The organism is Acinetobacter sp. AS23, from assembly GCF_023612055.1.
GTDB lineage: Bacteria > Pseudomonadota > Gammaproteobacteria > Pseudomonadales > Moraxellaceae > Acinetobacter > Acinetobacter oleivorans.
In genome coordinates, this window is record NZ_CP082274.1 from 1 (window position 1) to 24,732 (window position 24,732).

Here is a 24,732-nt window from a genome sequence, read left to right on the forward strand (position 1 = left end):
ATGCTTTGGACAGACTGCTTAACTCGCTTGCGACAAGAGCTCTCTGATAACGTCTTTGCGATGTGGATTCGCCCATTAGTTGCTGAAGAAGTAGAAGGGATACTACGTCTCTATGCTCCTAACCCTTATTGGACGCGTTACATTCAAGAGAATCATTTAGAATTAATTTCTATATTGGCTGAGCAGTTGTCAGAAGGACGTGTACGTCAGGTTGAGATTTTAGTTGATTCTCGTCCTGGGAGTATTTTGTCATCGAGCGAACAACCAGCAACCACTACAGCTGCTTTGCAAACTACGCCACCACAAAGTATAAAAGTAAAAAAAGAGCCTGAGTCTGTTTCTAGCCCTCATGCAAATAGTGTGGTCAATCCGAAAACATCGAAAAAGAAACTACTGAATCCTCAGTTTACTTTTTCTTTGTTTGTTGAAGGCCGTTCGAACCAGATGGCTGCTGAAACATGTAGAAAAGTATTAACTCAATTAGGTGCCTCACAACATAACCCTTTGTTTTTATACGGTCCTACAGGTTTAGGTAAGACACACTTAATGCAAGCAGTTGGTAATGCTTTATTACAAGCCAAACCTAATGCTCGTGTGATGTATATGACTTCTGAGAGTTTTGTTCAGGATTTTGTGAGTTCTTTACAAAAAGGCAAAGTAGAAGAGTTTAAGAAAAACTGTCGTTCTTTAGATTTATTATTGGTCGATGATATTCATCTCTTAGCAGGTAAAGAGGCGAGTCTAGTTGAGTTCTTCTATACATTTAATGCCTTACTTGATGAATCTAAACAAATTATTTTAACTTCAGACCGTTATCCAAAAGAGTTAACAGAGTTAGATCCGCGTTTAGTTTCTCGTTTTTCTTGGGGGCTTTCAGTAGGCGTTGAACCACCAGATATTGAAACTCGTATCGAAATTTTATTAAAGAAAGCCGAAAATAGTGGCGTTGATTTACCTCGAAATTGTGCACTATTTATTGCACAACAAGTCGTTGCTAACGTACGTGAACTTGAAGGGGCACTTAATAAAGTCGTTGCAATTTCTCGTTTTAAAGGTGCTCCAATCGATCTTGATGTTGTGCGTGAGTCTTTAAAAGATGTGTTGGCTATCCGTGCACGAACAATTAGTGTAGAAAATATTCAGCGTGTGGTGAGTGAGTATTTCCGTATCCCATTAAAAGAATTAGTAGGGCCCAAACGTACGCGAATTTATGCTCGACCACGTCAGTTAGCAATGGGACTTGCTCGTGAATTGACCGGTGATAGTTTTCCAGAAATTGGAATGGCTTTTGGTGGACGCGACCACAGTACCGTGATGCATGCTTGTGAAAAAGTAACCAGTCTGCGCGGAGAAGATCCAATTTTTGACGAAGATTATAAAAATCTACTGCGTCTACTTCAGAGTTAATGAAATAATAAGACCTTGTTGCAAAGTCTACGTAAGTGCAGCATAGTACACAGCTAAAAAATGAAATATTTGCTCCAAGTTGCTAGAGGAATGAATCGTGCGTTTGAAAATCGCTAAAGAAAGTTTACTCAATGTTTTATCGCATGTTGTCGGTGCGGTAGAACGTCGTCATACATTGAATATTCTTTCAAACGTCAAAATTCAGACTAATGCTCAGGCGCTCACTATTACTGGTTCCGATCTAGAGGTCGAACTGGTTGCGAGCACTGTTTTAACAGAAGGGGCATGCCTTGAAGCAGGGGAAACCACAGTCCCTGCGCGTAAATTAATGGAAATTTGTAAATCATTGCCTACAGCTGCATTAATTGATTTACAAATTACTGAAGATCAAAGATGTATCTTAAAATCTGGTAATAGCCGTTTCGTATTAGGAACTTTACCAGCAGAAGATTATCCATTATTGACGACTGAAAATAGTCAAGGTACTCAAGTACAGGTAACTCAACGTGAGTTAAAGCGTTTATTTGAAAAAACTGCTTTTGCGATGGCTGTACAAGATGTACGTTTCTATTTAACAGGTACTTTATTGGAAATTGATGAAAATCAATTACGTGCAGTAACAACAGATGGACACCGTTTAGCACTTTGTGAAATTGCGGCTTCTTCTACATCATCTCAATTGGTTCAGGCTATTGTACCTCGTAAAGCTGTTGGTGAATTACAGCGCTTATTGAGTATTGAAGATGAGCAATTAACATTGTTGATTGGTCGTGAGTTGTTAAATGTAACCATCAATACGCCAAGTCGTGACAAAGAGCAGGGTGATATTACTGTTCGTTTTACAACAAAATTGATTGATGGAAAATTCCCTGATTATCGTCGTGTAATTCCACGTGGTGGCGATAAACATGTATTAATTAGCCATGATGTATTTAAGCAATCATTACAACGTGTTGCAATTTTGAGTAATGAGAAATTGCGTGGTGTTTTCTTGAATTTTAATCAAGATTCTTTACAGCTTCGTGCGAATAACCCTGAGCAAGATGAGGCTATTGAAGATTTAGCTATCCAATATCAAAACGTACCGCTTGAAATGTCATTTAATGCGCAATATTTACTTGAAGTATTGGGTGTATTAGATGGTGATGACGTAAACATGAGTATGAGTGAAGCGAATCAGTCTGTTTTGGTCCAAGACCCAGCACATACTGATCAAACTTATGTAGTTATGCCGATGCGTGTATAATCTGGCTATCTAATATGCATCTTACGCGCTTAAACATTGAACGTGTGCGTAATTTAAAAACGGTTGCACTCCAAGGGTTGCAACCGTTTAATATATTTTATGGCGCTAATGGTTCAGGGAAAACCTCAATTCTGGAAGCAATTCATTTGCTTGCAACTGGACGATCGTTCCGCACTCATATTCCTAAAAACTATATTCAGTATGCTGCCGAAGATGCGATTGTCTTTGCACAGTCTAGTACTGAAAAAATTGGCATGCAAAAGTTAGCATCTGGTGAGCAGTTGATGAAGGTTAATGGCGATACCGTAGCTACTCAAGGACAACTTGCTAAATTACTTCCTTTGCAGCATATTGATCCACAAAGTACCGACATTATTGACCATGGTGCAAAACCACGGCGCCAACTTTTAGATTGGCTGATGTTCCACGTGGAACCTGAGTTTTATTTTGCGTGGCAATACTATTCGCGTGCATTAAAACAGCGAAATACGTTACTTAAAACCCGAAGAAATTTGTCGTTGGCTGATTTAGAGCCTTGGAACAAAATGCTGAGTGATTATGGTGAAATTTTGCACTCTCAGCGCTTGGGTATTGTGGAACAATGGAATGTGTTTTTTCAAAACGATTTGAGCCAATTACTCCCTGATCTTGAAATTGAACTGGAATACAGTCCAGGTTTTCATACAGAGCAGGGACTCATGCAAGACCTGCTAAATCAGCACCAAAAAGATATCGAAAGACGGTATACGGAATATGGCCCACATCGTGCAGATTTGCGCTTAAAAACCCCGTTTGGACATGCTGATGTGGTTTTATCAAGAGGTCAGAAAAAACTGCTGATTATTGCTTTAAAACTGTCACAAATTGCAATGTTACATGCGAGTAATAAGGAAACTGTGGTATTATTAGATGATCTGACAGCAGAATTAGACTTAACCGCACAACAACGTTTAATTGAACGATTAAGCCAACTTGGTAGCCAGGTTTTTATGACAACTTTAGATCATGCATCGGTAAAAAAACACTTACATGATCTGTCTATTTCATATCAATTATTCAATGTTGAATCCGGTCAAGTTAGTCTTGCTTCACCATAATTTTTTGATGTTAACCATCTTTGAATAAACCTATATTTGCTAGGGAGAAACCATGAGTTCAGAGTCTCAATCAGCCTCTCAAACAGAACAAACCAATGAAAAGGCTTATGATTCCTCTAGTATTAAAGTATTACGTGGATTAGATGCAGTTCGTAAACGTCCGGGTATGTATATTGGGGATACAGACGACGGTACCGGTTTACACCATATGGTATTCGAGGTAGTCGATAACGCAATCGATGAAGCTTTAGCTGGGCATTGTGATGAAATTATTGTCACTATTCATGAAGATGAGTCAGTAAGCGTTTCTGATAATGGCCGTGGTATTCCAACCGATATTCACCCTGAAGAAGGTGTTTCTGCAGCGGAAGTAATTCTTACCATTCTCCACGCAGGTGGTAAGTTTGATGACAACAGCTATAAAGTTTCAGGTGGTTTACACGGTGTAGGTGTTTCTGTAGTAAACGCACTTTCGCGTAAATTACATTTAATGATTTCTCGCGCTGGTCAAGTGCATGAGCAGGAATATCAACACGGTGATCCGCAATATCCATTACGTGTGATTGGTGAAACAGATAAAAGCGGTACAACAGTACGTTTTTGGCCAAGTTCAGAAACTTTTAGTCAAACTATCTTTAACGTAGAAATTCTAGCGCGTCGTTTACGTGAGCTTTCATTCTTAAATGCGGGCGTGCGTATTGTTTTACGTGATGAACGAATTAACCTTGAACATGTGTATGACTACGAAGGCGGTTTATCTGAGTTCGTAAAATACATTAACGAAGGTAAAACTCATCTGAATGAGATTTTCCATTTCACTGCGGATACAGATAACGGCATTGTTGTAGAAGTAGCCTTGCAGTGGAACGAAAGTTATCAAGAAAACGTTCGTTGTTTTACCAATAACATTCCTCAAAAAGATGGTGGTACGCATTTAGCAGGTTTCCGTGCAGCGTTGACACGTGGTCTTAACCAATATCTTGAAAATGAAAATATTATCAAGAAAGAAAAAGTCAATGTAACCGGTGACGATGCGCGTGAAGGTTTAACTGCTATTATTTCGGTAAAAGTACCTGATCCGAAGTTCTCATCTCAAACCAAAGAAAAACTGGTATCGAGTGAAGTAAAACCAGCAGTTGAGCAAGCAATGAACAAAGAGTTCTCTGCTTACTTACTTGAAAACCCGCAAGCTGCAAAATCGATTGCAGGTAAAATTATTGATGCTGCACGTGCGCGTGATGCTGCACGTAAAGCACGTGAAATGACGCGTCGTAAAAGCGCACTTGATATCGCTGGTTTACCAGGTAAATTGGCAGATTGTCAGGAAAAAGATCCAGCACTTTCTGAACTATATCTTGTCGAGGGTGACTCAGCAGGTGGTAGTGCCAAGCAAGGCCGTAACCGTAAAATGCAGGCTATTTTGCCGTTGAAAGGTAAAATCCTGAACGTTGAACGTGCGCGCTTTGACAAAATGATTTCTAGTCAGGAAGTTGGTACTTTAATTACTGCTCTTGGCTGTGGTATTGGTCGTGAAGAATATAATCCCGATAAGCTACGCTATCATAAAATTATTATCATGACCGATGCCGACGTTGATGGTTCGCACATTCGTACCTTGTTATTAACGTTCTTCTTCCGTCAAATGCCAGAATTGGTTGAGCGTGGGCATATTTATATTGCACAGCCACCTTTGTATAAATTGAAAAAAGGTAAGCAGGAACAATACATCAAAGATAATGATGCGTTGGAAACTTATTTAATTTCAAATGCGATTGATGAGCTGTCTTTGCATACTAATGCTGAAGCACCTGCTATTACGGGTGAAGCACTTGCAAAAGTCATTCAAGACTATCAAGTTTCACAAAAGAGCTTGCAGCGCTTAACTTTACGTTATCCAGCTAGCTTATTGGATGCTTTACTTGAAGTAGAAGCATTCAAGAGCGATCAAAATCATGATCAGGCTTATGTACAACAATGGGCTGATCAAGTAAAAGCTATCATTACAAGATTACAGCCAAGTTTACGCCCAGAAATTACACTAGAGTCATTTGAGCGTGAAAATGCTCAAGGTGAAAAATCTGCGCATTATTGGCCGCGTATTACAGTATATGTTCATAACTTGCCACATGCATATTTGCTTGATGCAGCTTTATTGAATTCAGCTGAGTATGCACGTTTGTTGAAAAACTCGAAGAGTTGGTTCAGTTTGCTTGAAGATGGTGCTTATTTACAAAAAGGTGATCGCCGTATTCAAGTGGCTAACTTCCATCAAGTTTGGCAGCATATTTTGCAAGATTCGCGCCGTGGTATGATGATTCAGCGCTATAAAGGTCTTGGCGAGATGAACGCTGAACAGCTTTGGGAAACGACAATGGACCCTGAAAACCGTAATATGTTGCAGGTAACTATTGACGATGCGATTGAAGCAGATCGTATGTTCTCTTGCCTGATGGGTGATGATGTGGAACCACGTCGTGCATTCATTGAAGAAAATGCTTTAAATGCGGATATTGATGCTTAATTGATAACACGATTCTAAATCAGTCTAGGGAGAGAAGATGATGGGTCAGAAAGTATTAACTAGTTTGTTAATCTCATGTGCGTTTTTAGGAAGCTCTGCTGTTTGGGCAGCTGATTTAGAAACAAATATGAAAACTTTAGCTAAGAGCACTAAAGCATTTGCTGAAGCGAAAGATGCTACTAATGCGAAACAACAACTTGTTGTAATGCGTGAAGCAGCAGTTTCTTCTAAGCAATATTTGCCGCATAAACTCGAAGGTTTACCTTCAGGAAATGTACAGGTAAAAGAGTACCAAGCTGGTTTAGATCAGCTGGTTACTGAGATTGATAAAGTAACTGCATTAGTTGAGCAAGGACAATTAGACCAAGCAAAAACTGAAGCAATCAATTTAGTCAAAATTCGAAATGAAAATCATAAAAAATTTAGATAATTGATTTTTTATGGGAAAGGGCTAATCATCATTAGCCCTTTTTTGTATCCAGAAAAGCATTTTGTTTAACACCTAAACTATTGAAAGTTATATTCTCTAGGCGGTACTTACTAATAACAATAGGCAATATAATTATGAAAAAGATTTATAAACTCATATTGGGTAGCATTGTTTTTGTCACTAGTGTGTTTCAATTGCATGCTGCTACAGTCCCGACCTTTTATGGCAAATTAGTATTTCATCGTTATAGTGATTATGACGCATGGGACAGTAAGCTTTATCTTTATAACTTCACAACGCAGCAGACTACATTGCTGGGTACAAACTGGAAAATCGACCATATGATGAATGGCCATTTTTCCCTAGATGGAAAATGGTTAACTTTTATGGGGGTTAACTCTGGGCAGCATTATGGCGATGCATGGGATGTGTATGCTTGGAAAGTGGGTAGTAGTGAGTTACCCATTAATTTAACTCAGGGAAATAATAAACGCGATGAAGATCCAAAATTCATAGATAACCAGCGTATTATTTTTAAACAAAATGGCGATTTAAAAATCGTTAAAATGACGGATCGTACGATTACTTCTGTCACTCAAAATGGTTGGGACATAGAAGAGTCGATGCCTTATCCGATGGTAAATACTACCCAAATCTTGTATGCGAAAGGTGCTGGAAATAATTCTAGAGTTTTCAGTATTGATCAGTCGGGTGCCTATGATACACAACTGACCAATATTGCCTCATATTATCCAGTATGGTGGCAAGGCAGTCAGTTTTTATATGTGCGCTGGTATAGCTCAACAAATGCCCATGATCAGATTTATGCTTATGATATGGCTAATAAACAAACCACACGTTTGCCATTCAATAGCATTAATTATGATGCTTCAGATCCAGCGCCTTTAGATCAGCGTTACATGGTGGTGTCTCTTGCCGGACAAACAGGCAGTCGAGGCGGTTATGATCTATATATCGCAGATAGCCAATCAAGCAATGTTTGGCCTTTACCTGTAAATAGCAATTTAAATGAATTAGGGGCTTTTTATACCCCTTATTAATTAATAAAAAAGCCGATTAAGAAATCGGCTTTTTTATTTTAGAAAACAGATTAATCAAAAGAAGCTTCCATTTCTTCTAACTCCATCATGAGTTCTAAAAGCTGCTCTTCGTGTTGCTCAAGTTTAGCCTTCAGCTCAGTCTGTTCATTCATAAGTTTGAGTAAATCGTCTTTACGTGCAGCCTCATATAGAGATGTGTCTGCTAGAGATTCTTCAATTTTGGCAAGCTGCGGTTGAAGCTTCTCAATTTGAGACTCAACTTTTTCAATGTTTTTACGAATAGGTCGAGTTTGTTCACGACGGCGAGCTGCTTCTTTACGCTGTGCTTCTTTATCAACTTTAGCTGGGGCGGCAGCAGTGGTTGAGGACGAATTATTTTGAGCCACGGCAGTTTGAGCATTGATAAGTTGCTGACGTGCTTCACGTAGCCATTTTGCATAATCCTGTAAATCACCTTCGAATTCGGTACATTTACCGCCGTGTACTAAAAGAAGCTCGTCACAAACACTTGCAATGAGTTGACGTTCGTGGGAAACCAGTACAACAGCACCCTCAAAGTCTTGTAATGCCATGCTCAGTGAATGACGCATATCTAGATCTAAATGGTTCGTCGGTTCATCGAGAATTAAAACGTTTGGACGCTGCCATACAATGAGTGCGAGGGCTAAACGGGCGCGCTCTCCACCAGAAAAGGTTTCACATGGCGTATCCATGCGTTCACCACTAAAGCCAAAACTACCTAAGAAAGAACGTAGGGTGGCTTCACTAATTTTTTTATCTGCTATACGAGCAAGCTGTAACATTGGAGTAGCATGCCCATCTAAAGCATCCATTTGGTGCTGCGCAAAGTAACCAATGTTAAGCAGTTCGGAAGCTTTACGTTCACCCGCTAAGAGTGGTAAATCACCAACCAAACTCTTAATCAATGTTGATTTACCTGCGCCGTTCATACCAAGTAAACCAATACGTGAGGTTGGTGTAATTTGTAATCTGATTTTTTCGGCTATTTGTTTATCACCATAACCAATGCTGGCATTGTCTAAAGTCAGCAAAGGAGAACTCATTTTGGTGGGTTCACGGAAACTAAAAGTAAATGGCGTATCTACATGAGCGGGTGCAAGTTGCTGCATGCGCTCAAGTTGTTTAATACGACTCTGCGCTTGACGAGCTTTCGTCGCTTTTGCTTTAAAACGGTCAATAAACTTTTGTAGATGAGCACGTGTTTCTTCTTGTTTCTCAAAAGCTTGTTGTTGTTGGGCAAGACGTTCACTACGCGTAGTTTCAAATGTAGAGTAGTTTCCGGTGTAAAGCGTGAGTTCTTGATTTTCAATGTGAAGAATATGATCAGTAATTGCATCTAAAAAGTCGCGGTCATGCGAAATGAGGATGAGTGTACCTTCATAGGCTTTAAGCCAATCTTCTAACCACAGAATTGCATCCAAGTCTAAATGGTTGGTTGGTTCGTCTAGTAATAATAAATCTGAACGGCTCATAAGGGTACGCGCCAAATTTAAGCGCATACGCCATCCACCTGAGAAACTCTCAACGTTTAAACGCAATTGATTTTCTAGAAAACCAAGACCAGCCATGAGTTGGGCTGCTTTAGAGGGTGCTGAATAACCATGAATTTCATCAAATCGGCCATGCAATTTAGCCAATTCAAAATCAGTCAGTTGATCTGGTTGAGCAAGCTTATTTTGAATATCCCAAAATTCTTCATCACCCGAAAGAACAAAATCAATTGCAGGCATATCTAAGGCTTTTATTTCTTGAGCCATATGCGCTACGGTCCAGCCTGTAGGACGAGTAAGTGAACCTTCATCGGCACCTAAACTTCCAAGTAATGCAGCAAATAACGTCGACTTACCTGCACCATTTACCCCAGTTAGACCAATCTTCCAACCTGGGTGTAATTGCATAGACGCTTTTTGAAATAGAACACGTCCACCGCGGCGTAAAGAAACTTGGTCAAATTGAATCATCTTATTGTATCGAGGTGAGTTAGGGATGCTGTATTTTAAAGAGAACTGCCGATGAAAACAAAACTTTCCGGATTTTAGTGAGCAGCTATTAATAATTACATATATCAAGACATTCTAAATTTCGCTATTCATCCGAAATTCTCAAAATATTGAATAAGATAGAACACATTTAAAAAAATATAGCTAAAATAAAAACAGTTTAAATTTTGGTTGATTAATGAGCTACTAATAAAACTAGACTAAGGAAAGTCAAATGAAAAAAAGATTGGGGATAATTGGTGCAGCATTTTGCTGTGCTATGGGAACAACACATGCGGGACAAAATGTGTGTGTATTTGATTTATTAGGAAAGTCAGGGGAATCTTATAAATTGATGGAAGAGTGGGCGCTTGCAGCAAAAGAGTGGCAAGCTGATATCACTTTAATTCCATTTCAAGATGAAGCTTTGGTTGACCGTAGGTTGCGTGAAGGCAAGTGTGATGCCGCTTATATGACTTCCATGCGGGCGAGAAATTACAATAAATTTGCAGGTTCGATTGATGCGATTGGTGGAGTAACCAGTAATGCCATTGCCCAAAAAGCAATTAGCTACGTTTTAGATAAGCGTAATAAACATCGTATGGTAACTGTACAAAATGGAGTCAATTACGAAGTCGTCGGGATTGTTCAGATTGGATTGGCTTATTTATTTGTAAGAGATAAAAACTTGAATTCAATTGAAAAAGTACGCGGTACTAAATTTGCTATTTTGCAATATGACGCAGCACAGAAGATTATGGTGGAAAGTGTTGGCGCGCAGCCTATTCCATCAGAAATTACCGATTTTGTGAAAAAGTTCAATAGTGGACAAGTCGATGCAATTGCGGCACCAGCTTATGCTTATAAACCTTTAGAGATTGGTAAAGGAGTTGGAGTGAAAGGGGCAATGTTTACTTTCCCCGTAGTTAACGTTACGGGAGATTTGATTGCTCGAAGTGATAAGTTCCCTACAGATTTCGGTATAAAGTCACGTGCTTGGTTTCTACAGCAACTACCTCAGAACTTTGCCATGATAAAACGGCTAGAAATGGGCGTACCCTCAAAAATTAAAATGAATTTTTCAGCTGAAGACAAAATTAAATATCAAAAAATTTTACGTGAAGGTCGCCTCAGCTTAACAAAACAAGGTGTATACGATGCAACAATGATGAGTGTGCTGAAGCGTGCTCGTTGTACGGTTGAAAGAACTAATTTTGAATGTACCCTTAATGGAGAATAGTTTGTTTTTTAAACACAAAAACGCTACATATATTTCAAAGCTGAATATGGGTATGAAAATTGTGAATATAAAAAGTAACTTACGGAAACTTAGTGATTTTTACTACTAATAAATAATTTAAATTGAACAAACAATGGTTCAATGAGATAAAAATATTTGAGTAAAAGCTCTATTTTTTTCTAAAAAACATGATTAATATCTGTCTTTGAAAGGAAACTTCAAACAAAAAATCTGTTCCGTGGAAGGATGAAGAAAATGAAAAAAATCGTACTTGCTATGGCTGCCGCTTCTGTTGTTGGTTTTTCTGCTTCAGCGCAAGCAGCGAGTACCGTATGTGTATTCGACCTCTTAGGAAAAGCAGGCGACTCATATAAAATGATGGAAGAATGGGCTCTAGCTGCAAAAGGCTGGGGTACTGAAATTAACTTAGTTCCTCGTCAGGACGAGGCTGTTGCTGATAATGATTTTAAAGCAGGCAAATGTGATGCTGTAGCAATGACAGCAATGCGTGCGCGCCAATATAACAAATTCGCAGGATCTATCGACTCACTCGGTGGTGTTCCAAACAACCAAATCGCTCAACGTGCAATTACCTATGTATTAGATGCGCGTAATGCAGCTAAAATGACCACTAATATGGGTGGTAAAAAATATGAAGTTGCTGGTATTTCTCCGCTAGGTTCAGCATTCATTTTCGTACGTGACAAAAACATCAACTCTGTTGAAAAAGCTGCGGGTAAAAAATTCGCCGTACTTGGCTATGACGATGCACAAAAAATTATGGTGCAACGCGTAGGCGCTCAAGCGGTTCTTTCTGATATTTCGAACTTTGCCGCGAAATTTAACAATGGTCAGGTAGATATGGTAGGTGCGCCTGCTTATGCTTACAAACCATTAGAGTTAAATAAAGGTTTAGGTGCAAACGGTGTAATGTGGAACTTCCCTGTATTACACGTTACAGCAGATCTAGTATTACGTTCTGATAAATTCCCAGCTGGTTTTGGTCAAAAATCTCGTGACTGGTTCGTTAAACAGTTGCCTAAGAACTTTGCAATGATCAACCGTTTAGAAGCGCAAATTCCTGGCAAATACAAAATGAACTTAAGTGCAGAAGATAAACTTAAGTATCAAAAAATGTTGCGTGATGGCCGTATGGACTTAACTAAACGCGGTGTTTACGATGCAGGAATGATGTCTGTATTGAAAAAAGCACGTTGTTCTGTAGACAAGGCTAACTTTGAATGTTCAATGCCTGGTGAATAATCTTAATTTCTTTCAGAAAGCCTAGACCTAGTTCTAGGCTTTTTGTTTTATATGTGCTGTCAATTCTGCCATTGTGGTTAGTTAGAAAGAGGTTAAGCTAAATTTAGATAAAAACTTCATAAGGAAACATGAAGGTATAAAAATGGATCAAGGACTTGAGTGATTAAAATAATTGCTAATAGGTGGGGCAAACGCTATCTATTTTTCATGGAAATAAAATCATTAAAGCAAATAGGGTCTATACCAATATTCCATCATGATTTTTATATGAGGCCTATCCGATTCATACCTGATCGGTGTGAAATTTCTTGGTATCGAAAAACAAAAACTCCACAAGGAAAGGAAAAAGAATATGCAATTTTCCAAAATGCTATTACTTGCGATGGGACTTACTACAGTTTCTTTTGCAGCTCAGGCTAAACAAACAGTATGTGTTTTCGACTTCGTTGGTAAAAATGGCGATGTCTATGCGCTGATGAAGGATTATCAACTTGCCGCTAAAAACTGGGGAGCTGATATTGAACTTAAAGTAAACCAAAATGAAGCCGTGATTGCTGAAGATTTTAAAGCAGGCAAATGTGATGGGATTAGTGTGTCAGGGATGCGTGGCCGTCAATTTAACTCATTTACTGGGTCATTAGACGCGATCGGGGCCATTCCTGACCTCAAGCTTGCTGTAAAAATCATGCAAGGTTTAGCGAGTCCGACTTTTAGTAAATATATGGTTAATGGTCGCTATGAGGTTGTAGGTGTTATTCCAGTTGGTGATGCTTATCTTTTAGTAAACGATCGCAGCATCAATACAGTAGCGAAAGCCGCAGGAAAGAAAATTGCGGTTCTTGACTATGATGAAGCTCAAAAAATTATGGTTCAGCAGGTAGGAGCACAGGCTGTTAGTGCTGACGTCACAAATTTCGGTGCGAAATTTAATAACCATCAAGTTGATATTATTGGTGCGCCAGCAGCAGCATTTAAGCCTTTAGAGCTACAAAAAGGTTTAGGAACAAAAGGTGCGATCGTGAACTATCCGATCTTACAGGTCACCGGAAATATTATTATCCGTCCTGATAAGTTCCCAGCTGGTTTTGGTCAAAAATCTAGAGAATGGGTTTCAGGTCAGCTACCACGTGCCTTTACCATCTTGGGTAAAATGAAAGCTGATATTCCGCAAAAATACTGGATGGATGTTCCAGCAGCCGATAAACCAGGCTACCAAAAGCTTATGCGTGAGTCTCGAATTAATCTTACACAACGTGGTGTGTACGATAAACGCATGATGAAACTACTGTGGCAATTCCGTTGTAAGCAAGATGCTAAAAACTTTGAATGTGGCTTACAGGATGAGAATTACAAATAATCTTGATAAAAATACTCAAGATTCGCTTTAAACTTCGAAGACAGACCCTATATTGATTATGCTATACTCAATATAGGGTCTTTTTTATTTTGAAAGGCACAGCAAAATCCGAGGAACAATCATCATGAATGCCCAAGCTCTAGTTTTGACAGATAATGCTGCCAATAAGGTACGCCAACTCCGTGATAGTGAAGGGAATGACGATCTCATGTTACGTGTATATGTAACAGGAGGCGGGTGTTCAGGATTTTCGTATGGCTTCAATTTTGCTGAAAGCGTAAATGAAGATGATGCAGAATTCGTAAATGGCGATGTAAAAATGCTTGTTGACTCACTTAGCTATCAATATTTAATTGGCTCAGTGGTTGACTATGTAGAAGGTCTTGAAGGGTCACGTTTTATTATCCAAAACCCGAATGCAACAACAACATGTGGTTGTGGTTCTTCGTTCTCGATTTAAAAAGAATTTTAAAATAAAAAAAACCTCTCTATTTTGAGAGGTTTTTTATTGGTCAGATCATTATTTTTCACTGATAGATTCTAAAAAGTATTGAACCAGTTCAGGTGCATTCTGATATGGAATCCAATGCGATGCATCCATAAAAACTGCGTTATAACTATTTTTAAAATAATGTGAGTTTAGCTCGGCACTTTTTTCTGTAACGGCAATATCATGTTTACCCCAAATAAAGAGGGTAGGGACAGCTATGGCTTTAAACGGATTTTGAGGCTTGTCCCAAAAAAAGCCACGATACCAATTCAACGCCGTAGTTAATCTATTTTCTTCTATAAACTCAGCCTCGAATATCGCAATTTGTTCTTCGGTCATGCCTGATGACTTAAGAAACTTCCGGCCCAATTTAGGTATCTTTTTAAATAAAAGTTCGGGCAGAATCGGTAGCTGAAAAATTGCAAAATAATAAGATTTAAAAAGTTGTCTGCTGCTTAAACAGGCTTTTAAAAAAGCAGCTTGATGGGGTACAGAAACTAAAGTGAGATGCTGAATATATTGTGGATACTTCATCGCAACGCCCGAAGCGATTGCTGAGCCCCAGTCATGCCCAATTAAATAAACTGACTGGCCAAGCTGCTCAATGAAACTGGCCACATCTTCTACAAGTTCACTCAGTGAATATTGAAATCGGCTTTGAGGCCTAGCATTTAAACTATAACCACGTTGATGAATCGCAAGCGTTCTAAATTGATGCTGATGCAATAATTCAGAGGTTTGCTCCCAACTATGAGCAGTTTCAGGAAAACCATGCAATAAAACAACGAGTGGACCATCTATAGGGCCTGAATCAATCACATCGAATGTCCAAGCCCCACGTGTGTATTGAGAAATACGTTTAGTCAGATCCATACAAACATGCCTTAAATTATTTTTGTCGGCATTTATCATGAGTTTTTATGCTCATTTAAATAACAGCATTTCGGGTCAGTAAATGTGTTATGAGGTCGAATCTGACCAATCAATCAATAAGTAGTTTTTATACTACTGTGATTGTACCTAGAATTCTGAAATCCGAAGCACCTGTTACTGCTGGCAAATTACCACTTAAACCATTTACAAAGCGCATTGCTAACCATGCAAATGCTGTAGCCTCAACCCAAGTAGGGGAGAGCCCTAAAACATCTGTAGGTTGAACAGACCAATTGTGCTTACGAAGACGCCAGCGTAATTGTTCTAATAAATAAGAGTTATAAGCACCACCGCCACATACATATACTTCACCTGTTTCCATCTCAGAGCGATAAATCGCTTTTTGAATAGCGCGCACAGTAAGCTTTAATAGGGTAGCTTGGATGTTTTCAGGTGTATCTTCTAACTCATCGTAAGTTAAATCATTACGCCAATCGATTAACTGATCATCTAACCAGTCAATATTAAAGTCTTCACGACCTGTGCTTTTAGGTGGTTCTTTAGAAAAATACTCATGCGCATGAAGGCGGTCGAGTAAAGAGCGAATAGGATGACCATAGGCAGCCCAGTCACCATTTTCATCATATGGATGACCTGTATGGCGATGGCACCAAGCATCCATCAAAATATTTGCAGGCCCTGTATCAAAACCAAATACGCCGTCAGCATTATTGGCAGGCAGCATACTCACATTAGCAATACCACCCAAGTTCAAAATCACACGATGAATACTTGGATGTTGAAATAATGCTTGATGGAAAGCCGGAACTAATGGTGCACCTTGACCGCCTGCTGCCATATCTCTACGACGAAAATCTGAAACAACCGGAATCTGAGTGATTTCAGTAATGATGTTGGGATCACCAATTTGTAGCGTAAAACCATGTTCTGGACGATGACGAATGGTTTGTCCATGCGATCCAATCGCTTTAATTTGACTACGATCTAACTGATTTTTTTCAATGAGAGTATTAATGCCATGACCAATCATTTTGGCTAGAGCAACATCAGCTTTACCCATGCGGTCAATTTCATTGTCATCAGGCAAAGTTAACGCCATAAGCTCATCACGTAACTCGGGTTCAAATGGAACTGTAAGAGTGGCATGAAGCTGTAGTGGCTCAAATGAAGCCGCAACAATATCCACACCATCCATACTAGTGCCAGTCATTACGCCGATATAGATTGCGCTCATATGCAACTTCCCCTGCAAGACGCTGAAAAAATGTTAGTATATCGCACAAATTGAATAACTGATGTGTTTAGGTTTTGTGATGTCAAATTTCTTGCCCGCCGAAGAACAGCTTGCCCTCATCCAACGAGGCACGCACGAAATTATTTCAGAAGAAGATTTACTGAAAAAGCTCAAAGAGAATCGTCCTCTTAAAATTAAAGCTGGTTTCGATCCTACAGCACCAGATTTACATTTAGGACATACGGTTCTTATTAATAAATTAAAAACTTTCCAAGATTTGGGCCATGAAGTTACCTTCTTAATTGGTGACTATACAGCGATGATCGGTGACCCAACTGGTAAAAGCGCAACTCGTCCGCCGTTGTCACGTGAACAAGTGGAAGCCAACGCTAAAACTTATCAAGAACAAGTTTTCAAAATATTAGACCCGAATAAAACAAAAGTACGTTTTAACTCAGAATGGTTTAATCAAAAATCTGCTGCTGACCTCATTCAGTTGGCAAGTCAGCAAACCGTATCCCGCATGTTAGAGCGTGATGACTTTACAAAGCGTTATAGCAACCATCAGCCGATTGCAATTCATGAGTTTTTATATCCTTTAGTTCAAGGTTATGACTCAATTGCGCTTGAAGCTGACGTTGAGTTAGGCGGTACAGACCAGACCTTTAACTTACTCATGGGTCGTACATTACAAAGCCGTTATGGCCAAGAATCCCAAGTGTGTATCACTGTGCCGATTCTAGAAGGTTTAGATGGCGTAAATAAAATGTCTAAATCTTTAGGTAACTATATTGGTGTATTTGATACACCAGGGGCAATGTACCAAAAAGTTTTATCAATGCCAGACTCTTTAATTGAACGCTATTTCGATTTATTAAGTTTTAAATCTCTAGATGAGATCAAAGCTTTATTAGATGAAATTGCTGCTGGTCGTAATCCACAAGAAGTAAAGCGTATTCTTGCACTTGAGCTAGTTGAGCGCTTCCATGATGCAGAAGCTGCCGCTAATGCACATAAAAGTGCTGGCAACCTTATTACAGAAGGTGAAGTACCAGAAGACACCCCAGAGGTGACTATTTCGCGTGGTGAGTTTGGTGGAGAAATCTTTATTGCCACGATTCTACGTGTAGCTGGATTAAATCCGAATGCTGCAGCTGCAAAAGATGCAGTAGCTCGTGGTGCAGTAAAAGTTGACTGGAATGCTGTTGATGCTGGTTTCTCTGTAAAAGAAAACGGTACTTTCATTATTCAGTCAGGTAAAAAAGCAATTGCACGTGTAACGTTCACTGACTAAGAATGTTATGTAGTGAAAAAAGCAGGAGTAATCCTGCTTTTTTTATTTTAGGATCAAAAAAACAATCCAACGTTCCACGTGGAACAATTTATAGATCAGTAATAATGAAAAGTAATGAAAGCAAATAACAAGATAGAGCGAAATATAGCTTGAGAGTAGAGCATTTGCTCTAATATGTTTTTGGAATTTTTGGAATTTTTGGAATTTTTGGAATTTTTGGAATTTTTGGAATTTTTGGAATTTTTGGAATTTTTGGAATTTTTGGAATTTTTGGAATTTTTGGAATCTTTGGAATCTTTGGAATAGAGAATGCTATATATACCTATAACAACTGTATAAGAATAAGAAGACATCAAAAATCTAAGATGAACTGTATTTTCCTAAAAATAAAATTAATAAAAGTGGCGAAAATGCCTAAAAAAAAGCCATATATATCACTTTTTTTGCAAAATAGTAGAAAAAAACGGCACTCAATAGAAAAAGGCTGAAATACCCCTTGCAAAGGGTTTTTAATCCTCTATAATGCACATCCATCGGCGGTGATGCAGATAAGAACTTGTTGAAAAACAGTTACTTGGAATTAGATTGGTTACTTTAAGTGATGAATTTGATGAGAAGTTGGTTTTGAGATTAAGTTTTAAAAATATCGAAATTACCTGTTGACTTTTAAGAGATTAAGAGTAATATAGCCGACCTAGCTTGCTGGTGACGAACCAGGAAGAAGATCATTAAGAGAATTGAAGAACAACTTGTGTGGATTTTTACTGATTGATTGATCGAAATATTATCATTGATTGATTGGTTTAAATTACTCGAAGTTTATTTGAGCGAAATTTAAGTCAGAAAATTGATGAGCCAGAATTGGCACCTTGTCTTTAATAAGGTGCAAAATGATTTTTAACTGAAGAGTTTGATCATGGCTCAGATTGAACGCTGGCGGCAGGCTTAACACATGCAAGTCGAGCGGGGTGATGGTGCTTGCACTATCACTTAGCGGCGGACGGGTGAGTAATGCTTAGGAATCTGCCTATTAGTGGGGGACAACATTTCGAAAGGAATGCTAATACCGCATACGTCCTACGGGAGAAAGCAGGGGATCTTCGGACCTTGCGCTAATAGATGAGCCTAAGTCGGATTAGCTAGTTGGTGGGGTAAAGGCCTACCAAGGCGACGATCTGTAGCGGGTCTGAGAGGATGATCCGCCACACTGGGACTGAGACACGGCCCAGACTCCTACGGGAGGCAGCAGTGGGGAATATTGGACAATGGGCGGAAGCCTGATCCAGCCATGCCGCGTGTGTGAAGAAGGCCTTATGGTTGTAAAGCACTTTAAGCGAGGAGGAGGCTACTCTAGTTAATACCTAGGGATAGTGGACGTTACTCGCAGAATAAGCACCGGCTAACTCTGTGCCAGCAGCCGCGGTAATACAGAGGGTGCAAGCGTTAATCGGATTTACTGGGCGTAAAGCGCGCGTAGGCGGCTAATTAAGTCAAATGTGAAATCCCCGAGCTTAACTTGGGAATTGCATTCGATACTGGTTAGCTAGAGTGTGGGAGAGGATGGTAGAATTCCAGGTGTAGCGGTGAAATGCGTAGAGATCTGGAGGAATACCGATGGCGAAGGCAGCCATCTGGCCTAACACTGACGCTGAGGTGCGAAAGCATGGGGAGCAAACAGGATTAGATACCCTGGTAGTCCATGCCGTAAACGATGTCTACTAGCCGTTGGGGCCTTTGAGGCTTTAGTGGCGCAGCTAACGCGATAAGTAGACCGCCTGGGGAGTACGGTCGCAAGACTAAAACTCAAATGAATTGACGGGGGCCCGCACAAGCGGTGGAGCATGTGGTTTAATTCGATGCAACGCGAAGAACCTTACCTGGCCTTGACATAGTAAGAACTTTCCAGAGATGGATTGGTGCCTTCGGGAACTTACATACAGGTGCTGCATGGCTGTCGTCAGCTCGTGTCGTGAGATGTTGGGTTAAGTCCCGCAACGAGCGCAACCCTTTTCCTTATTTGCCAGCGAGTAATGTCGGGAACTTTAAGGATACTGCCAGTGACAAACTGGAGGAAGGCGGGGACGACGTCAAGTCATCATGGCCCTTACGGCCAGGGCTACACACGTGCTACAATGGTCGGTACAAAGGGTTGCTACCTAGCGATAGGATGCTAATCTCAAAAAGCCGATCGTAGTCCGGATTGGAGTCTGCAACTCGACTCCATGAAGTCGGAATCGCTAGTAATCGCGGATCAGAATGCCGCGGTGAATACGTTCCCGGGCCTTGTACACACCGCCCGTCACACCATGGGAGTTTGTTGCACCAGAAGTAGCTAGCCTAACTGCAAAGAGGGCGGTTACCACGGTGTGGCCGATGACTGGGGTGAAGTCGTAACAAGGTAGCCGTAGGGGAACCTGCGGCTGGATCACCTCCTTAACGAAAGATTGACGATTGGTAAGAATCCACAACAAGTTGTTCTTCATAGATGTATCTGAGGGTCTGTAGCTCAGTTGGTTAGAGCACACGCTTGATAAGCGTGGGGTCACAAGTTCAAGTCTTGTCAGACCCACCATGACTTTGACTGGTTGAAGTTATAGATAAAAGATACATGACTGATGATGTAAGCTGGGGACTTAGCTTAGTTGGTAGAGCGCCTGCTTTGCACGCAGGAGGTCAGGAGTTCGACTCTCCTAGTCTCCACCAGAACTTAAGAGAAGTTCGGATTACAGAAATTAGTAAATAGAGATTTAGATCTTGGTTTATTAACTTCTGTGATTTAAGTATCACGGTATTAAGCATGACCTGACGAAGGCGTGTTTATTCATTAACAGATTGGCAAAATTGAGTCTGAAATAAATTGTTCACTCAAGAGTTTAGATTAAGCAATTAATCTAGATGAATTGAGAACTAGCAAATTAACTGAATCAAGCGTTTTGGTATATGAATTTAGATTGAAGCTGTACAGTGTTTAAGTACACGGACAACAGATAGTAGCGATGAAGAATCGCACGGACAACACTCACTTGTAAGTGTTGACGACTGTTTGGGGTTGTATAGTCAAGTAATTAAGTGCATGTGGTGGATGCCTTGGCAGTCAGAGGCGATGAAAGACGTAATAGCCTGCGATAAGCTCCGGGGAGGCGGCAAATATCCTTTGATCCGGAGATTTCTGAATGGGGGAACCCACCTACTTTAAGGTAGGTATTGCAACATGAATACATAGTGTTGCAAGGCGAACGAGGGGAAGTGAAACATCTCAGTACCCTTAGGAAAAGAAATCAATTGAGATTCCCTTAGTAGCGGCGAGCGAACGGGGATCAGCCCATTAAGTTATGTGTGTTTTAGTGGAACGCTCTGGGAAGTGCGAACGTAGAGGGTGATATTCCCGTACACGAAAGGGCACACATAATGATGACGAGTAGGGCGAGGCACGTGAAACCTTGTCTGAATATGGGGGGACCATCCTCCAAGGCTAAATACTCCTGACTGACCGATAGTGAACCAGTACCGTGAGGGAAAGGCGAAAAGAACCCCTGTGAGGGGAGTGAAATAGATCCTGAAACCGCATGCATACAAGCAGTGGGAGCCGACTTGTTCGGTGACTGCGTACCTTTTGTATAATGGGTCAGCGACTTATATTCAGTAGCGAGGTTAACCGTATAGGGGAGCCGTAGAGAAATCGAGTCTTAATAGGGCGTTTAGTTGCTGGGTATAGACCCGAAACCAGGCGATCTATCCATGAGCAGGTTGAAGGTTGGGTAACACTAACTGGAGGACCGAACCCACTGTCGTTGAAAAGCCAGGGGATGACTTGTGGATAGGGGTGAAAGGCTAATCAAGCCTGGTGATAGCTGGTTCTCCCCGAAAGCTATTTAGGTAGCGCCTCGGACGAATACCATAGGGGGTAGAGCACTGTTTCGGCTAGGGGGTCATCCCGACTTACCAAACCGATGCAAACTCCGAATACCTATGAGTACTATCCGGGAGACAGACTGCGGGTGCTAACGTCCGTAGTCAAGAGGAAAACAATCCAGACCGCCAGCTAAGGCCCCAAAATCATAGTTAAGTGGGAAACGATGTGGGAAGGCATAGACAGCTAGGAGGTTGGCTTAGAAGCAGCCACCCTTTAAAGAAAGCGTAATAGCTCACTAGTCGAGTCGGCCTGCGCGGAAGATGTAACGGGGCTAAAACTATGTGCCGAAGCTGCGGATTTGACTTTTAGTCAAGTGGTAGGGGAGCGTTCTGTAAGCCGATGAAGGTGTATTGAGAAGTATGCTGGAGGTATCAGAAGTGCGAATGCTGACGTGAGTAACGACAAAACGGGTGAAAAACCCGTTCGCCGAAAGACCAAGGGTTCCAGTCCAACGTTAATCGGGGCTGGGTGAGTCGACCCCTAAGGCGAGGCCGAAAGGCGTAGTCGATGGGAAATTGGTTAATATTCCAATACTTCTGTGTAATGCGATGAGAGGACGGAGAAGGTTAAGTCAGCCTGGCGTTGGTTGTCCAGGTGGAAGGAAGTAGGCATGCATCTTAGGCAAATCCGGGGTGCTCTATGCTGAGATCTGATAGCAAGCTGTACTTGTACAGCGAAGTGGCTGATACCATGCTTCCAGGAAAAGTCTCTAAGCTTCAGTTACACAGGAATCGTACCCGAAACCGACACAGGTGGTCAGGTCGAGTAGACCAAGGCGCTTGAGAGAACTCTGCTGAAGGAACTAGGCAAAATGGTACCGTAACTTCGGGAGAAGGTACGCTGCTGACGGTGATGACCCTTGCGGTCTGAGCTATTGGCAGCCACAGAAACCAGGCCGCTGCAACTGTTTATTAAAAACATAGCACTCTGCAAACACGAAAGTGGACGTATAGGGTGTGATGCCTGCCCGGTGCTGGAAGGTTAATTGATGGGGTTAGCGTAAGCGAAGCTCTTGATCGAAGCCCCAGTAAACGGCGGCCGTAACTATAACGGTCCTAAGGTAGCGAAATTCCTTGTCGGGTAAGTTCCGACCTGCACGAATGGCATAATGATGGCGGCGCTGTCTCCAGCAGAGGCTCAGTGAAATCGAAATCGCTGTGAAGATGCAGTGTACCCGCGGCTAGACGGAAAGACCCCGTGAACCTTTACTGCAGCTTGACATTGAACTTTGACCTTACTTGTGTAGGATAGGTGGGAGGCTTTGAAGTTGGAACGCTAGTTCCAATGGAGCCGTCCTTGAAATACCACCCTGGTAATGTTGAGGTTCTAACTCTGCCCCGTAATCCGGGGCGAGGACCATGTCTGGTGGGTAGTTTGACTGGGGCGGTCTCCTCCTAAAGAGTAACGGAGGAGTACGAAGGTGCGCTCAGCGTGGTCGGAAATCACGCGTAGAGTATAAAGGCAAAAGCGCGCTTAACTGCGAGACCCACAAGTCGAGCAGGTACGAAAGTAGGTCTTAGTGATCCGGTGGTTCTGTATGGAAGGGCCATCGCTCAACGGATAAAAGGTACTCTGGGGATAACAGGCTGATACCGCCCAAGAGTTCATATCGACGGCGGTGTTTGGCACCTCGATGTCGGCTCATCTCATCCTGGGGCTGAAGCAGGTCCCAAGGGTATGGCTGTTCGCCATTTAAAGAGGTACGCGAGCTGGGTTTAGAACGTCGTGAGACAGTTCGGTCCCTATCTACCGTGGGCGCTGGAAATTTGAGAGGATCTGCTCCTAGTACGAGAGGACCAGAGTGGACGAACCTCTGGTGTACCGGTTGTGACGCCAGTCGCATCGCCGGGTAGCTATGTTCGGAAGGGATAACCGCTGAAAGCATCTAAGCGGGAAGCCTACCTCAAGATAAGATTTCCCTAGGACTTTATGTCCTCTAAAGAGCCGTTCGAGACTAGGACGTTGATAGGTTGGATGTGGAAGCATAGTGATATGTGAAGCTGACCAATACTAATTGCTCGTGAGGCTTGACTATACAACACCCAAGCAGTTGTATATAAAGCATCAATCGATTCATTAATATGCAAAGCAACTTGATTTAGTTATACGCTTAGCTAAAATGAACAAATAAAGTAAGATTCAATCAGCCCATCTGCAAAGATTTGGAAAACGCATCGGCATATTAAGACCAATGCAAGTATCCATACCAGTTGTGCTGGCGACCATAGCAAGAGTGAACCACCTGATCCCTTCCCGAACTCAGAAGTGAAACCTCTTAGCGCTGATGGTAGTGTGGGGTTTCCCATGTGAGAGTAAGTCATCGCCAGCTCATTATTCTAAACACCCCGGTCTCGAAAGAGCCCGGGGTGTTTCTTTATGCATGAATTGAATGAATTGAATGAATTGTTTAATTTAGATGCACTAAGACCCATAAAAAAGGACTCTATATGAGTCCTTTTTTATATATGAAGGAAACTTCGAGCCCGTTCTAAGTTAGAAATGGGCTTCTAAGCCTACATATGGGCCCTTAAATTCAAACTTAAGATCATTATTATCGTAGTCATCTAAATCAATATTGAGTACGCGATATCCTGCTGTTAAACCAAGATCAATGAGTAGATTATCTGCAAATTTATATTTTACTTCTGCTAATGCATCTGTGATTCGTGCATCATCAAAGTTTGTATAGGTTGCTTCACCTTTAGCACTTAAGCCTGTAAATGGAAGTTTGACTTCACCAGATAAATAAGCAATAGGATATGTTTTATCAATATCCACGCGTTTACCAGTATAAGCAGTAATATCACCATTTAGTACAGTTGCACCAAGCCCAGCATCTACACTCACAATATTGTCTAGTAACTCATAATAGAGAATAAAATCGCTATGATCTAAATCAACTTTATAGTTAGCTTGACCTAAAGTTTCTGATTTAGTTTGAGTATCTAAATTTACATAACGTATTTTTGCATTTGGAATAAATGGGATTGGGTGTTCTATTGCCAATGAGAGTTGAGCACTACCTTTTTGATCTAGATCTTGATCATCAGGAAATTGAGAAGACATATTCGCTTTACCATCGTAAAACCAGTAGCCGACATCTCCTTTTACTCCAACAAAGTCTGCTTGAGCAAGGCCACTTAAGCCCATCCCGAGCGTTAATAAAGATATTTTTAATATTTTCACTTTGAACATCCGCATAAAAGAAATCTTTGAGCGCATCATATAGACATCTTGCTACAGATGCATTGATAAAAAATATGAGTCTGAAGCATATATTATTAA

At 40.9% G+C, this 24,732-nt stretch carries 15 protein-coding genes, 2 tRNA genes and 3 rRNA genes; 16 read left to right on the forward strand and 4 right to left on the reverse strand.

Annotated features, from left to right (window positions below):
- The 6 genes from dnaA (at position 1) to K6I41_RS00030 (ending at position 7,762) form a co-directional block, all read left to right on the forward strand.
- On the forward strand, positions 1-1,407 hold the full coding sequence (gene dnaA, locus K6I41_RS00005) for a chromosomal replication initiator protein DnaA (RefSeq protein WP_199988173.1): 1,407 nt from the start codon (positions 1-3) through the stop codon (positions 1,405-1,407).
- Positions 1,408-1,504: 97 nt separating this feature from the next.
- A complete protein-coding gene (dnaN, locus tag K6I41_RS00010) occupies positions 1,505-2,653 on the forward strand; it encodes a DNA polymerase III subunit beta (RefSeq protein ID WP_250374973.1) in 1,149 nt (382 codons plus the stop codon).
- A gap of 14 nt (positions 2,654-2,667) precedes the next feature.
- Positions 2,668-3,750: a DNA replication/repair protein RecF gene (recF, locus tag K6I41_RS00015; RefSeq protein WP_250374974.1), complete on the forward strand. Its 1,083-nt coding sequence runs from the start codon at positions 2,668-2,670 to the stop codon at positions 3,748-3,750.
- Between the two features lie 52 nt (positions 3,751-3,802).
- The gene (gene gyrB, locus K6I41_RS00020; RefSeq protein ID WP_250374975.1) at positions 3,803-6,271 is read left to right on the forward strand and encodes a DNA topoisomerase (ATP-hydrolyzing) subunit B; all 2,469 of its coding nucleotides are present in this window, start codon (positions 3,803-3,805) and stop codon (positions 6,269-6,271) included.
- Between the two features lie 37 nt (positions 6,272-6,308).
- A complete protein-coding gene (cybC, locus tag K6I41_RS00025) occupies positions 6,309-6,701 on the forward strand; it encodes a cytochrome b562 (RefSeq protein WP_250374976.1) in 393 nt (130 codons plus the stop codon).
- Positions 6,702-6,835: 134 nt separating this feature from the next.
- Positions 6,836-7,762, forward strand: a complete 927-nt coding sequence (locus K6I41_RS00030; protein WP_250374977.1) for a TolB-like translocation protein — start codon at positions 6,836-6,838, stop codon at positions 7,760-7,762.
- Positions 7,763-7,812: 50 nt separating this feature from the next.
- Here the strand turns inward: K6I41_RS00030 and K6I41_RS00035 are convergent, their stop codons facing one another.
- The gene (locus K6I41_RS00035) at positions 7,813-9,744 is read right to left on the reverse strand and encodes an ATP-binding cassette domain-containing protein (protein ID WP_013196506.1); all 1,932 of its coding nucleotides are present in this window, start codon (positions 9,742-9,744) and stop codon (positions 7,813-7,815) included.
- Positions 9,745-9,997: 253 nt separating this feature from the next.
- On the opposite strand from K6I41_RS00035, the gene K6I41_RS00040 reads away from it, so the two are divergent.
- From K6I41_RS00040 to erpA, 4 genes are all read left to right on the forward strand, one after another.
- Positions 9,998-11,002 (forward strand): putative solute-binding protein, encoded by a 1,005-nt coding sequence (locus K6I41_RS00040; protein ID WP_250374978.1) that lies wholly within the window; start codon positions 9,998-10,000, stop codon positions 11,000-11,002.
- A 255-nt stretch (positions 11,003-11,257) separates the two neighbouring features.
- Positions 11,258-12,265 (forward strand): putative solute-binding protein, encoded by a 1,008-nt coding sequence (locus K6I41_RS00045; protein WP_003656045.1) that lies wholly within the window; start codon positions 11,258-11,260, stop codon positions 12,263-12,265.
- Between the two features lie 352 nt (positions 12,266-12,617).
- Complete coding sequence (locus tag K6I41_RS00050) at positions 12,618-13,622, forward strand: putative solute-binding protein (protein ID WP_013196508.1); 1,005 nt, start codon at positions 12,618-12,620, stop codon at positions 13,620-13,622.
- A gap of 124 nt (positions 13,623-13,746) precedes the next feature.
- Complete coding sequence (erpA, locus tag K6I41_RS00055) at positions 13,747-14,082, forward strand: iron-sulfur cluster insertion protein ErpA (RefSeq protein ID WP_003656048.1); 336 nt, start codon at positions 13,747-13,749, stop codon at positions 14,080-14,082.
- 60 nt (positions 14,083-14,142) lie between these two features.
- Here erpA and K6I41_RS00060 read toward each other — a convergent pair whose 3' ends face one another.
- The gene (locus tag K6I41_RS00060) at positions 14,143-14,985 is read right to left on the reverse strand and encodes an alpha/beta fold hydrolase (protein WP_192835207.1); all 843 of its coding nucleotides are present in this window, start codon (positions 14,983-14,985) and stop codon (positions 14,143-14,145) included.
- 127 nt (positions 14,986-15,112) lie between these two features.
- Positions 15,113-16,240 (reverse strand): anhydro-N-acetylmuramic acid kinase, encoded by a 1,128-nt coding sequence (locus K6I41_RS00065; RefSeq protein ID WP_004795587.1) that lies wholly within the window; start codon positions 16,238-16,240, stop codon positions 15,113-15,115.
- Between the two features lie 61 nt (positions 16,241-16,301).
- Between K6I41_RS00065 and tyrS the strand changes: the two genes are divergently transcribed.
- The 6 genes from tyrS to rrf all read left to right on the forward strand — a co-directional run bounded on the left by tyrS (position 16,302) and on the right by rrf (position 23,776).
- Positions 16,302-17,534 (forward strand): tyrosine--tRNA ligase, encoded by a 1,233-nt coding sequence (gene tyrS, locus K6I41_RS00070; protein ID WP_174766028.1) that lies wholly within the window; start codon positions 16,302-16,304, stop codon positions 17,532-17,534.
- Between the two features lie 898 nt (positions 17,535-18,432).
- Positions 18,433-19,970: ribosomal RNA gene (locus tag K6I41_RS00075) — 16S ribosomal RNA — on the forward strand.
- A gap of 59 nt (positions 19,971-20,029) precedes the next feature.
- Positions 20,030-20,106 (forward strand) — tRNA-Ile (locus K6I41_RS00080).
- 55 nt (positions 20,107-20,161) lie between these two features.
- Positions 20,162-20,237 (forward strand) — tRNA-Ala (locus K6I41_RS00085).
- Between the two features lie 352 nt (positions 20,238-20,589).
- A 23S ribosomal RNA gene (locus tag K6I41_RS00090) occupies positions 20,590-23,482 on the forward strand.
- Between the two features lie 179 nt (positions 23,483-23,661).
- Positions 23,662-23,776: ribosomal RNA gene (gene rrf / locus K6I41_RS00095) — 5S ribosomal RNA — on the forward strand.
- Together the 16S, 23S and 5S rRNA genes with 2 tRNA genes alongside form the textbook arrangement of a ribosomal RNA operon.
- 164 nt (positions 23,777-23,940) lie before the next feature.
- Here rrf and K6I41_RS00100 read toward each other — a convergent pair.
- Positions 23,941-24,642, reverse strand: a complete 702-nt coding sequence (locus tag K6I41_RS00100) for a TIGR04219 family outer membrane beta-barrel protein (protein ID WP_081399233.1) — start codon at positions 24,640-24,642, stop codon at positions 23,941-23,943.
- Between the last annotated feature and the right edge of the window lie 90 nt (positions 24,643-24,732).

Bases quoted from the DNA above. Each gene is read 5' to 3' on its own strand.
- dnaA (WP_199988173.1), top strand. From the start codon at position 1: ATGCTTTGGACAGACTGCTTAACTCGCTTGCGACAAGAGCTCTCTGAT.
- recF (WP_250374974.1), top strand. From the start codon at position 2,668: ATGCATCTTACGCGCTTAAACATTGAACGTGTGCGTAATTTAAAAACG.
- gyrB (WP_250374975.1), top strand. From the start codon at position 3,803: ATGAGTTCAGAGTCTCAATCAGCCTCTCAAACAGAACAAACCAATGAA.
- cybC (WP_250374976.1), top strand. From the start codon at position 6,309: ATGATGGGTCAGAAAGTATTAACTAGTTTGTTAATCTCATGTGCGTTT.
- K6I41_RS00030 (WP_250374977.1), top strand. From the start codon at position 6,836: ATGAAAAAGATTTATAAACTCATATTGGGTAGCATTGTTTTTGTCACT.
- K6I41_RS00035 (WP_013196506.1), bottom strand. From the start codon at position 9,744: ATGATTCAATTTGACCAAGTTTCTTTACGCCGCGGTGGACGTGTTCTA.
- K6I41_RS00040 (WP_250374978.1), top strand. From the start codon at position 9,998: ATGAAAAAAAGATTGGGGATAATTGGTGCAGCATTTTGCTGTGCTATG.
- K6I41_RS00045 (WP_003656045.1), top strand. From the start codon at position 11,258: ATGAAAAAAATCGTACTTGCTATGGCTGCCGCTTCTGTTGTTGGTTTT.
- K6I41_RS00050 (WP_013196508.1), top strand. From the start codon at position 12,618: ATGCAATTTTCCAAAATGCTATTACTTGCGATGGGACTTACTACAGTT.
- erpA (WP_003656048.1), top strand. From the start codon at position 13,747: ATGAATGCCCAAGCTCTAGTTTTGACAGATAATGCTGCCAATAAGGTA.
- K6I41_RS00060 (WP_192835207.1), bottom strand. From the start codon at position 14,985: ATGGATCTGACTAAACGTATTTCTCAATACACACGTGGGGCTTGGACA.
- K6I41_RS00065 (WP_004795587.1), bottom strand. From the start codon at position 16,240: ATGAGCGCAATCTATATCGGCGTAATGACTGGCACTAGTATGGATGGT.
- tyrS (WP_174766028.1), top strand. From the start codon at position 16,302: ATGTGTTTAGGTTTTGTGATGTCAAATTTCTTGCCCGCCGAAGAACAG.
- K6I41_RS00100 (WP_081399233.1), bottom strand. From the start codon at position 24,642: ATGTTCAAAGTGAAAATATTAAAAATATCTTTATTAACGCTCGGGATG.